This is a genomic window from Pseudomonas sp. S3E17, from assembly GCF_024168685.1.
GTDB lineage: Bacteria > Pseudomonadota > Gammaproteobacteria > Pseudomonadales > Pseudomonadaceae > Aquipseudomonas > Aquipseudomonas marginalis.
The window spans coordinates 6135923-6149572 of the sequence record NZ_JALJWE010000001.1; the positions used below are offsets into that span (position 1 = coordinate 6135923).

A 13650-nucleotide genomic window follows, 5' to 3' on the forward strand; every position below is an offset into this window, starting at 1 on the left:
GCGGTGTTGGCTTGCAGGCAGTAATTCAGGTGACTGCACATGAATGATTTACAGATCGACGACATCAAGACCGACGAAAACGCCGCCATGGTGTTGCTGGTCGACGACCAGGCCATGATTGGCGAAGCCGTCCGGCGTGGCCTGGCCCACGAAGAAAACATCGACTTCCACTTCTGTGCCGACCCGCACCAGGCGATTGCCCAGGCCATCCGCATCAAACCCACGGTGATCCTGCAGGACCTGGTGATGCCCGGCCTCGACGGCCTGACCCTGGTGCGCGAATACCGCAACCACCCGGCCACGCAGAACATCCCGATCATCGTGCTTTCCACCAAGGAAGACCCGCTGATCAAGAGCGCGGCGTTCTCGGCGGGGGCCAACGATTACCTGGTCAAGCTGCCGGACAATATCGAACTGGTGGCGCGTATCCGCTATCACTCGCGCTCCTACATGACCCTGCTGCAGCGCGATGCCGCCTACCGTGCGCTGCGGGTCAGCCAGCAACAGCTGCTGGACACCAACCTGGTGCTGCAACGGCTGATGAACTCCGATGGCCTGACCGGGCTATCCAACCGTCGCCACTTCGACGAATACCTGGAGCTGGAATGGCGCCGCGCCATGCGTGACCAGACCCAGCTGTCATTGCTGATGATCGACGTGGATTTCTTCAAGACCTACAACGACAGCTTTGGCCACGTCGAGGGTGACGAAGCCCTGCGCAAAGTGGCCAACACCATCCGCGAAGCCAGCAGCCGCCCCTCGGACCTGCCGGCGCGCTATGGCGGCGAAGAGTTTGCCCTGGTGTTGCCGAACACCTCGCCGGGTGGGGCACGCCTGGTGGCGGAAAAGCTGCGCATGGCCGTCGCCGCGCTGAAGATCCCGCATATCGCACCGGCGGAAGGCTCGAGCCTGACCATCAGCATCGGGCTGTCGACCATGACGCCGGTGCAGGGTACCGATTGCCGCCAGTTGATCATGGCGGCGGACAAGGGCTTGTATACGGCCAAGCACAACGGGCGAAACCTGGTCGGTATCGAGTGACTTGAGGCCGCAACAGATCAAAATGTGGGAGGGGGCTTGCCCCCTCCCACATTTAACCCTGCGTAATCTGCCTTTTCGCCAGGCGGACTGCCGTTCCCCCCCGTTTGCCGTTATACTCGCCGGCTTTCAAAAGTTCGCCAACGAGTGCTGCCCGCCATGGAAATCAACCCGATCCTTAACACCATCAAGGACCTGTCCGAGCGCTCCGAAACTATTCGGGGGTATCTTTGACTACGATCAAAAGCATGAGCGTCTGACCGAAGTCAATCGCGAGCTTGAAGATCCGAGTGTCTGGAACAAACCTGAATACGCCCAGGAACTGGGACGCGAGCGCGCTGCGCTGGCGCAGATCGTCGACACCCTCGACGAACTGAACACCGGCCTGGCCGATTGCCGCGACCTGCTGGACATGGCCGTCGAAGAAAACGACGAAGGCGCAGTGGGCGATGTCGTCGCCGAGCTGGCCCGTCTCGAGGAAAACCTCGCCAAGCTTGAATTTCGTCGCATGTTCAGCCACGAAATGGACCCGAACAACGCCTACCTGGACATCCAGGCCGGTTCCGGCGGCACCGAAGCCCAGGACTGGGCCAACATCCTGCTGCGCATGTACCTGCGCTGGGCCGACAAACGCGGTTTCGACGCCACCATCATGGAACTGTCGGCTGGTGAAGTCGCCGGTATCAAGGGCGCGACCGTGCACATCAAGGGTGAATACGCCTTTGGCTGGCTGCGTACCGAGATCGGCGTACACCGCCTGGTGCGCAAGAGCCCGTTCGACTCCGGCAACCGTCGCCACACCTCGTTCTCTGCGGTGTTCGTCTCGCCCGAGATCGATGACAAGGTGGAAATCGAGATCAACCCGGCTGACCTGCGTATCGACACCTACCGCTCCTCCGGTGCCGGTGGCCAGCACGTAAACACCACCGACTCGGCCGTACGTATTACCCACGTACCGACCAATACCGTGGTGAGCTGCCAGAACGAACGTTCCCAGCACGCGAACAAGGACACCGCCATGAAAATGCTGCGGGCCAAGTTGTACGAGCAGGAAATGCAGAAGCGCAACGCCGCTTCCCAGGCGCTGGAAGACACCAAGTCGGATATCGGCTGGGGTCACCAGATCCGCTCTTATGTGCTCGATGCGTCGCGGATCAAGGATCTGCGCACTAACATCGAACGCAGCGACTGCGACAAGGTACTCGACGGTGACATTGACGAATACCTGGAAGCCAGCCTGAAATCTGGCCTGTAACCCCTTGTAGGAACCGGGGGGACGCCCAGTCCTTGCCGGCGATCCCCGGCCGCAGGCCGGGGACCACGAACCTGATGGAAAATTTAAAGACATGAGCGACCAACAACTCGACCCGCAAGCCCTGCAACAGGAAGAAAACTCCCTGATCGCCCTGCGCAAGGAAAAGCTGGCTGCCGAGCGCGCCAAGGGCAATGCCTTCCCCAACGACTTCCGTCGCGACAACTACTGCGATGCCTTGCAGAAGCAGTACGCGGACAAGACCAAGGAAGAGCTGGCAGAAGCGGCGATCCCGGTCAAGGTGGCAGGTCGCATCATGCTCAACCGTGGCTCGTTCATGGTGATCCAGGACATGACCGGGCGTATCCAGGTCTACGTCAACCGCAAGACCCTGTCTGAAGAAACCCTGGCCTCGGTGAAAACCTGGGACATGGGCGACATCATCGCCGCCGAAGGCACCCTGGCCCGTTCCGGCAAGGGCGACCTGTACGTGGAAATGACCAGCGTGCGCCTGCTGACCAAGTCCCTGCGCCCGTTGCCGGACAAGCACCACGGCCTGACCGATACCGAGCAACGCTACCGTCAGCGCTACGTTGACCTGATCGTCAACGAAGACGTGCGCCAGACCTTCCGCGTGCGTTCGCAGGTCATCGCCCACATCCGCAGCTTCCTGATGCAGCGTGACTTCCTGGAAGTGGAAACCCCGATGCTGCAGACCATCCCGGGGGGCGCCGCAGCCAAGCCGTTCGAAACCCACCACAACGCACTGGACCTGGAAATGTTCCTGCGTATCGCGCCTGAGTTGTACCTCAAGCGTCTCGTGGTCGGTGGCTTCGAGAAGGTGTTCGAGATCAACCGCAACTTCCGTAACGAAGGCGTCTCGACCCGGCACAACCCGGAATTCACCATGTTGGAGTTCTACCAGGCCTACGCCGACTACGAAGACAACATGGACCTCACCGAAGAACTGTTCCGCGAGCTGGCGCAACTGGTCCTGGGCAGCACCGACGTGCCGTACGGCGACAAGGTGTTCCACTTCGGCGAGCCGTTCGTGCGCCTGTCGGTGTTCGACTCGATCCTCAAGTACAACCCTGAGCTGACCGCCGACGACCTCAATGACATCGACAAGGCCCGCGCCATCGCCAAGAAAGCCGGTGCCAAGGTGCTGGGCTTCGAAGGCCTGGGCAAACTGCAGGTGATGATTTTCGAAGAGCTGGTGGAGCACAAGCTGGAACAGCCGCACTTCATTACCCAGTACCCGTTCGAAGTGTCGCCGCTGGCCCGTCGCAACGACGACAACCCGAACGTCACCGACCGTTTCGAGCTGTTCATCGGCGGCCGCGAAATCGCCAACGCCTACTCCGAGCTTAACGATGCCGAAGACCAGGCCGAGCGCTTCATGGCCCAGGTGGCCGACAAGGACGCCGGCGATGACGAAGCCATGCACTACGACGCCGACTTCGTACGTGCCCTGGAATACGGCATGCCGCCAACGGCCGGTGAAGGTATCGGCATCGACCGCCTGGTGATGTTGTTGACCAACTCGCCGTCGATCCGCGATGTGATCTTGTTCCCGCACATGCGGCCACAAGCGTAAGCGTAGCGAAATCCGAAGCCGCCTTTTATAAGGCGGCTTTTTTATGTGGCGTTTTTAAGCGTCAAGCAAACAGCGCCAGGTTTTGATCTATTCAAGGATGTGTGTCGTGAACCGCGTAACCGCTCAAGAAGGCGCCGCCGGCATTGCCGCTGCCGTGGCTGAAAGCGTCCAGTACCAGGGCCGTAAGGCCAGCCGTCGGGGCAGCGAGCAACGCAGGCAAGACATTCTCGATGCAGCCATGCGCATCGTGGTGCGCGATGGCGTGCGCGCCGTGCGCCATCGGGCCGTGGCGGCCGAGGCCGGTGTGCCGTTGTCAGCCACTACCTATTACTTCAAGGACATCGATGACCTGCTCACCGATACCTTCGCCCAGTATGTTGAACGCAGCGCCGCCTTCATGGGCAAGCTATGGGTGCGTAACGAAGGCCTGCTGCGTGAGATGGTCGCCTATGGCGATGGCAGCCCGGAATCGCGCTCGCAACTGGCCGATGACATTGCGCGGCTGACCGCCGACTATGTGCTGCGCCAACTGACCAATCGCCGCGAACATTTGATGGCCGAACAGGCCTTTCGCCAGGAAGCCTTGCTCAACCCGCGCCTGGCCGAGCTGGTGCGGTCCCACCAGCAGATCCTGTTGCAGGGCACGGGACAGTTTTTCCAGGTATTGGGCTCCCGCGAGCCGCAACAGGACGCCAAGGTGTTGACGGCGATTATCAGTCGGATGGAATATCAGGGCCTGCTGGGCGGCGCAGAGCCTCTGACCGGTGAAGAGATGCTTGAGATCCTCAAGCGTTACATGCATTTGGTGTTGGCCTCGGTCTGACACCGGGGGAGTCCAATGAAAACCTGGCGTGTGGCGGTAATCGCCTTGTCGTTCCTGTTGCTCAGCGGTTGCCTGGTCACGTTCAAGGACCCGTTGCCCGCCCATGAGGCGGCGCCGGATGAGTTGCTGGGCCATTGGACCAGCAGGAATGCCTGGGGCGAACCGCTCAATCTGCGCATCAGCCGTGCCGGTGAGCACCGCTACAAGGCAGTGAGCTACCCTAAAGCCACGCCGGCCCAGCGTGATGAGTACCTGTTTACCGTTTCGCGTCATGGCAACCGCTGGTACCTGTCGGCACCGTTGCCGGCCCGGTTCGGAGGGCATTACTTCCTGGCGGGGTTCGAGTTCGACGATAAGCACGAATTGGTGGTCTATAACCTCGACCTCGAACAGATTCACCAGGCCATCGGGCAACAGGTGCTGCAGGGCAGCAGCGTGGAGACCGTCGAAGGTGCCGGCGTACGGGTCGACAGTTCCATGAGCCAGGTGTTTGCCTACCTGGATGACCCGGCCAATGCCGATGTGTTCGTTGAAGCCGTGCGCTACCAGCGTGCGGGCAAATAACGTTTAGAGAGGAAGCACCGGGTGGACGATTACCAGCAGACGATACGCAGCTTGTCCGATCGCATTGTGCTGGCGCAAACACCGATTCGCGTCCTCGACGCCGTGAAGTGGGACGACAACATTCGCCAGGGATTCCTCAAGGCCAAGGGCAAGGCCATGCCCGCCGTGGATCGCGACTACTACCTGAACCGACCGCTGTCGTTCGACTCCAGTGCGGTAAAGCTGGAATTCCAGAACATCGAACGCGACATCACTCGCCGCCTCGGCCAGTTCAGCCCGGTGGGGCAGATCATGCGCCGCATGTGCCGCGAATACCGCATGGTGGTGCGCATGCTCGAAGCCCGCGGCACCGAGGACTTCGGTCTGATCTCCCAGGAGCTGTACGGCGCCGCGTCCGATGCCTTCCACGCCGGCGACCCGACCCTGGCTGACCTGGGCCTCATGCTCTCCGACTACCTGAACAATATCGACGGCCGTGGCGACCTCAAGGATGAAGCCAAGACCCTGACCGCCAAGGACGCCGTGGCCCTGCTGCAAACCCGCCTGAACAAGGTATTTGGCGAGGCCGAGGAGACCATCCGGGTGTTTGAGTCCGACGGTATCGTCGCCGATGCCGCCGCGGGCGCCGACTATATCAAGATCCGCGCCGACGCGATGTTCAACGACCGCGACGTGCGTGCGCTGGAAGTCCACGAAGGCCTGGTGCATGTCGGTACCACGCTCAACGGCCAGAACCAGCCGATCTGCACCTTCCTGTCCAAGGGCCCGCCGTCGTCCACCGTGACCCAGGAAGGCCTGGCGATCCTCATGGAGATCATTACGTTCGCCTCCTACCCGAGCCGATTGCGCAAGCTGACCAACCGCACCCGGGCGATCCACATGGTGGAAGAGGGTGCCGACTTCCTGCAGGTGTTCGAGTTCTTCCGCGAGCAAGGCTTTGAAATGGCCGAAAGCTATGGCAACGCCAGCCGGGTATTCCGTGGCTCGGTGCCGAACGGCCTGCCGTTTACCAAGGATCTGTCCTACCTCAAGGGCTTTATCATGGTCTACAACTACATCCAGCTGGCCGTGCGCAAAGGCAAGCTGGAGCAAGTGCCGCTGCTGTTCTGCGGCAAGACCACCCTGGAAGACATGCGCACCTTGCGCCAACTGGTGGACGAAGGCCTGGTGGTGCCGCCCAAGTACCTGCCGGAACAGTTCCGCGACATGAACGCACTGGCGGCGTGGATGTGTTTCTCCAACTTCCTCAACCACTTGAGCCTGGACCGGATCGAGGCGGATTACTCCAATATCCTTTAAACGCTGTTATTCACGAGGCTTCAACGGATGAGAATCCTCGGCATTCTGTGCCTGCTACTCACATTGAACGGTTGCAGCTCGCTGCTGTTCTACCCCGAACCCGGCCTGCCATTCACTCCCGAAAAAGCGCACTTGCAATACCGTGATGTCACCCTCACCACCGCCGACGGCGTCAAGCTGCATGCCTGGTGGCTGCCGGCCAAGGCCGGCGTGCCTCTCAAGGGCACGGTGCTGCACCTGCACGGCAACGGTGGCAACCTGGCCTGGCACCTGGGTGGCAGCTGGTGGTTGCCGGAGCAGGGCTACCAGGTACTGCTGCTGGACTATCGCGGTTACGGGCTGTCGGAAGGCAAGCCCTCACTGCCGGCGATCTATCAGGATGTGGACGCGGCGTTCAACTGGCTCGACCAGGCGCCCGAAACCCAGGGCCAGCCGCTGATTGTGCTTGGCCAAAGCCTGGGCGGCGCGCTGGCGGTGCATTACCTGGCGGAACACCCGCAGCGTCAGTCCCAACTCAAGGCCCTGATACTGGACGGCGTGCCCGCCAGTTATCGTGACGTAGGACAATTCGCCCTGAGCACCTCCTGGTTAACATGGCCCTTGCAGGTGCCCTTGTCTTGGCTGGTGCCCGACGCCGACAGCGCGATCAACGCCATGCCGCACCTGACCGGCGTGCCGAAATTGCTGTTCCACAGCCTGGATGACCCGATCGTGCCCGTGGCCAACGGTATCCGCCTGTATCAGGCCGCGCCACCGCCACGGGTATTGCAGTTGACCCGCGGCGGCCATGTGCAGACCTTTGCCGACAAGACCTGGCAAACCGTGATGCTGCGCTATCTGGACGACCCGCAGCACTTCAACGGCCTGCGCCGCCTGGGCGAGATTCCGAACTACCCCATTCCTAAAGTTGATCCATCAGAGAGCCCGCAATGAGCGAAGAACGCAACATGATCCCGCTGATCCTCACGGGTATCGGCACCATCATCGGCACCGTCGGCTGCCTGTGGTACTACGGCTATTTGCACTTCGCCAAGCCTGAGGATGCGCTGCTGCTCAGCGACTTCACCATGCTCAAGACCGTGCCGGGCGAGGACTACAAGATCTCCCTGACCCCGGCCGCTCAAGTGGCGCAGTGCGTCGATGGCGTGCTGGTCATGTTCGATACTGAGCAGAAAGGCTTGAGCGGTGTGTTGGTCAATAATAAGAAGCAGGCGGTGCGTTGCATGGGGCAGGAAACGCCGCAACTGCAGCAGTAAGCCAGCGCGTCGAGTTCGTGGGAAAGTGCCACTCAATCTGAGGATTCGTCCCTTGGTGCAGGTCCGAGTCTTCGCAGGCCGGAACCATCTCTATTCGTCCGCCACAGACTACGGGCTGATCGGTATGACTGATCGGTCCTTATTCAATTTATTGTGGAGTTAATATTTATGAGCGGTATCAGCGCAATACGGCCTCAGATGAATGCGGACAGCTTTGGTGCCAGCGGAGGCAACGAGCAAGACCTCAGGGGGAAGATTAATGACACAGAAAACAAAATTAACGAATTGAAGGCAAAAGGTTCCCAGGGCGGGCAAGGAAGCGGTGGGGCCGGAGGAGGAGACACTCTCGAGGATTTGGAGAAGTTGCTGGAGAGGCTGAAGAAGGAGCTTGCACAACTGCTGCAATCAACTGCTCCGCAGGGCGCTCAAGGCGGCGAAGGTGGCGAAAAAGGTGTAGGACAGAGCGGTCCGCAAATCCAGCCGCCAAACTACCAAAGCTCAGGCCCCGTCTCCGCCTCCGCCTGATTGCCCACCCGTGGATAACCCGTCTGTCATAGGCGGGTTTTTTCACCGGGCATGGGGCGATAGTCGATGAGGACATCGGCACTTGCGGCAGTCATTGGCGACGGGATTATCTGGAACCATAGCGCGTCATAAAACCACAGAAGGCGGAGTTGCTTACACAGATCGAGGCTGAAAAGGTGGCGATACGCATTGCTGCAATCGACAACATGCTGGACATGATCAGGGGGCATGAGGCGCTGGTAAGGCGAGACGCTCGCAATCATGAGCTTGAGCAGCTGATGGATAAGCTCTCGCAAAATACGTACGGCTCGAAGGTCGAATTGCCCGCCGAGGATACACATCGCACTATCCAGTTCGGCGACCCGAAAAAAAACCCACCGTGAGGTGGGTTTTTTATCCAGCATCAATCAATCAGTTCGCCATGGACGAACGTGGCTTGACCGGCTGGTTGTCGTTGGAGATGGTCACTTCAACGCGGCGGTTCATGGCTCGGCCCGAGACGCTGCCGTTGTCGGCAACCGGGTATTCCTTGCCATAACCCTGGGTCACGATGCGCGAGATATCCACGCCTTGCTGAGCCAGTGCGCGTTGTACCGAGGCCGCGCGGCGCTCCGAAAGGCTCTGGTTGTACGAGTCGGAACCGGTGCTGTCGGTGTAGCCTTCGACGATCACCTTACGATCCGGATTGTCACGCAGGAACTGCGCCAGCTTGGTGATGTTCACCAGGCCGCTGGATTTCAGGTCGGACTTGTTGGTAGCGAACAGCACGTCGCCGAATGTCACCAGCGTACCGCGATCGGTTTGCTTGGCATTCAGGCTGTCCTGCAGCTGCTTGATCTGCGCGTCACGGGCCTCGAGCAGGGCACGGGCACGTTCGTCGCCGGCGTTTTTCAGCTTGGCTTCGGATTCGCGCAGCGCGATGGTGTCTTTGGCCACTTCAACACGCTGGTTGGTCAGGTAGGCCAGTTGGTCAACTTTCTTCTGGTCTTCCTTGTCGCGGTAGGCCTTGTCAGCCTTGTCCAGCCATTCGCTGGCGTCCTTGGTTTCCAGCGCGGCAAGCTTGGTGGCTTGCGGGTTGGTTTGCAGGGACGAGAAGTTGGTCCGTGCGTTTTCCAGGTTCGCGTTGGGCGGGGTAGAGCAGGCCGCCAGGGCAACGCTCATCGCCAGCAGGGCAGGGATCATCAATTGTTTACGCATAGTCGTGTCGTCCTTTCAATTCGATATCGGGTGCAGTGCAATCAGGCGCGGCGCTTTATTTCTGCTGGATAGCAGCCGGGCGCATACCTTCCTGACGCAGCTCCTGAACAGCTTTCTGGGAATCCTTCACAGCCTGTTCGGCCTTGGCCGCCTGGGACTTGCGCTCTGCAACGCGAGCATCCCATTCAGCCTGTTCGGCCAGGCGACGCGCCTCGTCATAGTTCTTGTCGTGCATGGCGATTTCGGCTTGCTTGAGCTTGTCCTGGGCCGATTTCATTTCAACTGCTGCGTACTCGGTGCCGCCGGCGCTCACTGCGCTGTTGACCGCGGACTGAGTCACCGCGTATTGCTCGGTGGGCGGGTTGCCGGCGCAGCCAGCCAAAACGAAGCTGGTGCCGATCGCCAGCGCGGCCAATTTAAGCCCGCGCAGGTGGTTAAACGTGGATTTGGCAGTGCTGGTCTTCATCGTCTTCAACTCCATTGGATAGCTCCTAAAAACATCAAAATCCATCGCAGTCGATGAACGGCCGGGGCGCGGCGGTAAAGCACGACGGGCCCTTTCAAACGGCCGTTCCAAGTGATGGCTTACTGGCTGTGACCGGAGGCTTTTTTCAAAAGTTCAGAAGAGATGGCGATTTGCCTAAAAAAATATCTGACTGATTGGTCAGGGTAAAAAATTGGAACTTTTGCGACGTGCAGGGGTACTCCGAGCCTCGGCAGAGGCCCGGAATACGGGGTTCAGATGGGTGTCAATCGAGTCCGTCAGTGCTTTTGGTCGTCGGCACTGGCAGACAAATCATGCAGATAGCGACGGGACAAGGTCAGGAACCGCGGCGTTGGCCCGACGTCCTCATAGAGCGGGTCGCCCTCTTCATCGGTGGCGATGACCTGTTGCCCCCTGATGTAGGGAAAGCTGGCTTCCAGCTCCTCAAGGGCGGCGCCGATCAGCTCGCCGAGCAGTTCTTCGGTGTGGCGCTTGGGGTACATCTCGGCGATGGCTGCCAGCCGTGCAGCAGCCTCCACATCCAGATGGATGGCGTACTCGGTCTTGGTCAGGCGACCCTTGGCGTTCTCTTCCCAATGCTGGGCCAGTTCTCGAATTTTCATGGCAACCTCAATAAAGCCTGCGGTGGCAGGCGGTGATGAGTGACCAGCCGCGCGCGTGGATAAACGCGGCGGCTCACACTTGAGACTAGCTGCAAGTCACAAGGTTTAAAGTCTTGTCATAAAACGATGCCGGCGGCACTCTGACAGACCTGCGCGTCCCGGATTTCTGGCTGGAGATTGGCTGATGAGTGATATCGATGCACGCTTGCGTGAGGATGTTCACCTGCTGGGTGAACTGTTGGGCAACACCATTCGAGAGCAGTACGGCGATGATTTTCTCGCCAAGATCGAACAGATCCGCAAAGGCGCCAAGGCCGACCGCCGCGGAGCCGCCCCGGACAAAGCCGCGGGTGATGAACTGAGCGCCAGCCTCAATCAGTTGCAGGAAGACGAACTGCTGCCGGTGGCGCGGGCCTTCAACCAGTTCCTCAACCTGGCCAATATCGCCGAGCAGTACCAGTTGATTCACCGGCGCGACGAGTCGCAACCGGCGCCGTTCGAGTCCCGCGTATTGCCGGAGTTACTGGCGCGCCTGCAGGGCGAGGGCCACAGCAATGAGTCCCTGGCCCGCCAGTTGGGGCGCCTGGACATCGAACTGGTCCTCACCGCCCACCCCACCGAAGTGGCACGCCGCACCCTGATCCAGAAATACGACGCCATCGCCGCACAACTGGCGCTGCAGGATCACCGCGACCTCACCACCGCTGAGCGCGAGCAGATCCGCCAGCGCCTGCAACGCTTGATCGCCGAAGCCTGGCACACCGAAGAAATCCGCCGAACGCGGCCCACCCCTGTGGATGAAGCCAAGTGGGGCTTCGCGGTGATCGAGCATTCGTTGTGGCACGCCATCCCCAATTACCTGCGCAAGGCCGACCAGGCGTTACACGCTGCGACGGGCCTGCGTTTGCCGCTGGAAGCCGCGCCGATCCGCTTTGCGTCGTGGATGGGCGGCGACCGTGACGGCAACCCGAATGTCACCGCGCCGGTCACCCGCGAGGTGTTGCTGCTGGCGCGCTGGATGGCGGCCGACCTGTACCTGCGCGATATCGATCACCTGGCCTCCGAACTGTCGATGCAACAGGCCAGCCCGGCGTTGCAGGCCAAGGTCGGTGACAGCGTCGAACCCTATCGTGCCCTGCTCAAGCAACTGCGCGAACGCCTGCGCGCCACGCGCCAATGGGCCCATACCGCGTTGAGCAGCAGCACGCCGGCGCCTGCCGAGGTGTTGCAGAACAACCGCGACCTGCTTGAGCCACTGGAGCTGTGCTACCAGTCGCTGCACGCGTGCGGCATGGGCGTGATCGCCGACGGCCCGCTGCTCGATTGCCTGCGCCGGGCCGTCACCTTTGGCCTGTTCCTGGTGCGCCTGGATGTGCGCCAGGATTCCAGTCGTCATTCGGCGGCCATGACCGAAATCACCGATTACCTGGGCCTGGGCCGTTACGAGGACTGGAACGAAGAGATGCGCATCAGCTTCCTGATGAAGGAGCTGGCCAACCGTCGACCGCTGTTGCCGGGCTATTTCAAACCATCGGCCGATACCGCCGAAGTACTCAACACCTGCAAGGAAGTGGCCGCCGCGCCTGCCGCCTCGTTAGGCTCGTATGTCATTTCCATGGCCGGTGCCGCGTCGGACGTATTGGCGGTGCAGCTGCTGCTTAAAGAGTCGGGCGTTCAACGGCCGATGCGCGTGGTGCCGCTGTTCGAAACCCTGGCCGACCTGGATAACGCCGGTCCCGTGATCGAGCAACTGTTGCTGCTGCCGGGCTACCGGGCGCGCTTGCAGGGCCCGCAGGAAGTGATGATCGGCTACTCCGACTCGGCCAAGGACGCCGGCACCACCGCCGCCGCCTGGGCGCAGTACCGGGCCCAGGAGCGGCTGGTGGATATCTGCCGGGAGCAACAGGTGGAATTGCTGCTGTTCCATGGCCGTGGCGGCACCGTCGGGCGTGGCGGCGGCCCGGCCCACGCGGCGATCCTGTCGCAACCGCCGGGTTCGGTGGCGGGGCGTTTCCGTACCACCGAGCAAGGCGAGATGATTCGCTTCAAATTCGGTTTGCCGGACATTGCTGAACAGAACCTCAATCTCTACCTGGCCGCCGTGTTGGAGGCAACGTTGCTGCCACCGCCGCCACCGGAGCCGGCGTGGCGCCACTTGATGGATGAATTGGCGGCCGACGGCGTCAGCGCTTACCGCGCGGTGGTGCGGGAAAATCCGCAATTCGTCGAGTATTTTCGCCAGTCCACCCCGGAGCAGGAGCTGGGCCGTCTACCTTTGGGCAGTCGCCCGGCCAAGCGTCGCGCCGGAGGCATAGAAAGCCTGCGTGCCATTCCGTGGATCTTCGGTTGGACCCAGACTCGCCTGATGCTGCCGGCCTGGCTGGGTTGGGAAGCCGCATTGAGCAAGGCCCTGGAGCGCGGCGAAGGTGAACTGCTGGGGCAGATGCGCGAACAGTGGCCGTTCTTCCGCACCCGCATCGATATGCTGGAAATGGTCCTGGCCAAGGCCGATGCCGATATTGCGCGCCTGTATGACGAGCGTCTGGTGCAGCCGGACCTGTTGCCATTGGGTGCGCACTTACGCGACCTATTGTCGCAGGCATGCGACGTGGTGCTTGGCCTGACCGGCCAGTCGCAACTGCTGGCCCATAGCCCTGATACCCTGGAGTTCATCCGCCTGCGCAACACCTACCTTGACCCCTTGCACCTGTTGCAGGCCGAGTTGCTGGCGCGCTCGCGTCGCCAGGAAGCCGCGCAGGACAGCCCTCTGGAACAGGCGCTGCTGGTGTCCGTGGCCGGTATTGCCGCCGGCCTGCGCAACACCGGCTGAGGTTTTTTGCGTGTGCTCAAAGGCTTGCGGATAAACCACGACGGCCGCCCCGAAAGGGGTGGTCGGCGTTTACAGCGCTGGTTGCACTCAGGCACACCCTACCTATGACGTACGCGTGGCGCGGGTTCCTGCGACTTTTGGCGGCTTGTGTGGTTAGGGCCC

14 protein-coding genes are annotated in these 13650 nt (G+C 61.1%); 10 read left to right on the plus strand and 4 right to left on the minus strand.

What is annotated here, in order from left to right; all coding sequences use genetic code 11:
* Positions 1 to 39 precede the first annotated feature (39 nt).
* The 9 genes from J3D60_RS27755 (at position 40) to J3D60_RS27795 (ending at position 8354) form a co-directional block, all read left to right on the plus strand.
* Positions 40 to 1041: a PleD family two-component system response regulator gene (locus J3D60_RS27755; protein WP_065926488.1), complete on the plus strand. Its 1002-nt coding sequence runs from the start codon at positions 40 to 42 to the stop codon at positions 1039 to 1041.
* A gap of 156 nt (positions 1042 to 1197) precedes the next feature.
* Positions 1198 to 2293 (plus strand): peptide chain release factor 2 gene (gene prfB / locus J3D60_RS27760; protein ID WP_098465888.1). Its coding sequence is split into 2 segments (ribosomal slippage): positions 1198 to 1269 and positions 1271 to 2293, totalling 1095 coding nucleotides; the frame shifts between segments, so codons are not numbered across the junction.
* Between the two features lie 91 nt (positions 2294 to 2384).
* Positions 2385 to 3887: a lysine--tRNA ligase gene (gene lysS, locus J3D60_RS27765; RefSeq protein ID WP_027604516.1), complete on the plus strand. Its 1503-nt coding sequence runs from the start codon at positions 2385 to 2387 to the stop codon at positions 3885 to 3887.
* A 106-nt stretch (positions 3888 to 3993) separates the two neighbouring features.
* The gene (locus J3D60_RS27770; protein WP_027604515.1) at positions 3994 to 4710 is read left to right on the plus strand and encodes a TetR/AcrR family transcriptional regulator; all 717 of its coding nucleotides are present in this window, start codon (positions 3994 to 3996) and stop codon (positions 4708 to 4710) included.
* Positions 4711 to 4725: 15 nt separating this feature from the next.
* On the plus strand, positions 4726 to 5274 hold the full coding sequence (locus tag J3D60_RS27775) for a hypothetical protein (protein ID WP_092356418.1): 549 nt from the start codon (positions 4726 to 4728) through the stop codon (positions 5272 to 5274).
* Between the two features lie 21 nt (positions 5275 to 5295).
* Positions 5296 to 6573: a flavohemoglobin expression-modulating QEGLA motif protein gene (locus J3D60_RS27780; protein ID WP_027604513.1), complete on the plus strand. Its 1278-nt coding sequence runs from the start codon at positions 5296 to 5298 to the stop codon at positions 6571 to 6573.
* Between the two features lie 27 nt (positions 6574 to 6600).
* Positions 6601 to 7506 (plus strand): alpha/beta hydrolase, encoded by a 906-nt coding sequence (locus J3D60_RS27785; RefSeq protein ID WP_065938741.1) that lies wholly within the window; start codon positions 6601 to 6603, stop codon positions 7504 to 7506.
* Entirely contained in the window at positions 7503 to 7829 is a 327-nt protein-coding gene (locus J3D60_RS27790) for a hypothetical protein (protein WP_003172217.1), read from the plus strand. Before J3D60_RS27785 ends, J3D60_RS27790 begins: the two co-directional genes overlap by 4 nt.
* A 168-nt stretch (positions 7830 to 7997) precedes the next feature.
* On the plus strand, positions 7998 to 8354 hold the full coding sequence (locus J3D60_RS27795; RefSeq protein WP_065938742.1) for a hypothetical protein: 357 nt from the start codon (positions 7998 to 8000) through the stop codon (positions 8352 to 8354).
* 26 nt (positions 8355 to 8380) lie between these two features.
* Here J3D60_RS27795 and J3D60_RS27800 read toward each other — a convergent pair whose 3' ends face one another.
* The 4 genes from J3D60_RS27800 to J3D60_RS27815 form a co-directional block, all read right to left on the minus strand.
* Positions 8381 to 8758, minus strand: coding sequence for a hypothetical protein (locus J3D60_RS27800; RefSeq protein WP_065938743.1), 378 nt, complete (start codon positions 8756 to 8758; stop codon positions 8381 to 8383).
* Positions 8759 to 8765: 7 nt separating this feature from the next.
* Entirely contained in the window at positions 8766 to 9551 is a 786-nt protein-coding gene (locus tag J3D60_RS27805) for an OmpA family protein (protein ID WP_065938744.1), read from the minus strand.
* 55 nt (positions 9552 to 9606) lie between these two features.
* The gene (locus J3D60_RS27810; RefSeq protein ID WP_169899499.1) at positions 9607 to 10017 is read right to left on the minus strand and encodes a DUF4398 domain-containing protein; all 411 of its coding nucleotides are present in this window, start codon (positions 10015 to 10017) and stop codon (positions 9607 to 9609) included.
* 296 nt (positions 10018 to 10313) lie between these two features.
* The gene (locus J3D60_RS27815) at positions 10314 to 10658 is read right to left on the minus strand and encodes a pilin assembly protein (protein WP_065938745.1); all 345 of its coding nucleotides are present in this window, start codon (positions 10656 to 10658) and stop codon (positions 10314 to 10316) included.
* 184 nt (positions 10659 to 10842) lie between these two features.
* Here J3D60_RS27815 and ppc point away from each other — a divergent pair, with 184 nt between their 5' ends.
* On the plus strand, positions 10843 to 13488 hold the full coding sequence (gene ppc, locus J3D60_RS27820) for a phosphoenolpyruvate carboxylase (RefSeq protein WP_253493485.1): 2646 nt from the start codon (positions 10843 to 10845) through the stop codon (positions 13486 to 13488).
* Positions 13489 to 13650: the final 162 nt, after the last annotated feature.

Coding starts and splice junctions, on each gene's coding strand:
- J3D60_RS27805 (WP_065938744.1), bottom strand. CDS start 9,551: ATGCGTAAACAATTGATGATCCCTGCCCTGCTGGCGATGAGCGTTGCC.
- J3D60_RS27755 (WP_065926488.1), top strand. CDS start 40: ATGAATGATTTACAGATCGACGACATCAAGACCGACGAAAACGCCGCC.
- ppc (WP_253493485.1), top strand. CDS start 10,843: ATGAGTGATATCGATGCACGCTTGCGTGAGGATGTTCACCTGCTGGGT.
- J3D60_RS27800 (WP_065938743.1), bottom strand. CDS start 8,758: ATGCTGGATAAAAAACCCACCTCACGGTGGGTTTTTTTTCGGGTCGCC.
- J3D60_RS27790 (WP_003172217.1), top strand. CDS start 7,503: ATGAGCGAAGAACGCAACATGATCCCGCTGATCCTCACGGGTATCGGC.
- lysS (WP_027604516.1), top strand. CDS start 2,385: ATGAGCGACCAACAACTCGACCCGCAAGCCCTGCAACAGGAAGAAAAC.
- J3D60_RS27810 (WP_169899499.1), bottom strand. CDS start 10,017: ATGAAGACCAGCACTGCCAAATCCACGTTTAACCACCTGCGCGGGCTT.
- J3D60_RS27815 (WP_065938745.1), bottom strand. CDS start 10,658: ATGAAAATTCGAGAACTGGCCCAGCATTGGGAAGAGAACGCCAAGGGT.
- J3D60_RS27785 (WP_065938741.1), top strand. CDS start 6,601: ATGAGAATCCTCGGCATTCTGTGCCTGCTACTCACATTGAACGGTTGC.
- J3D60_RS27775 (WP_092356418.1), top strand. CDS start 4,726: ATGAAAACCTGGCGTGTGGCGGTAATCGCCTTGTCGTTCCTGTTGCTC.
- J3D60_RS27795 (WP_065938742.1), top strand. CDS start 7,998: ATGAGCGGTATCAGCGCAATACGGCCTCAGATGAATGCGGACAGCTTT.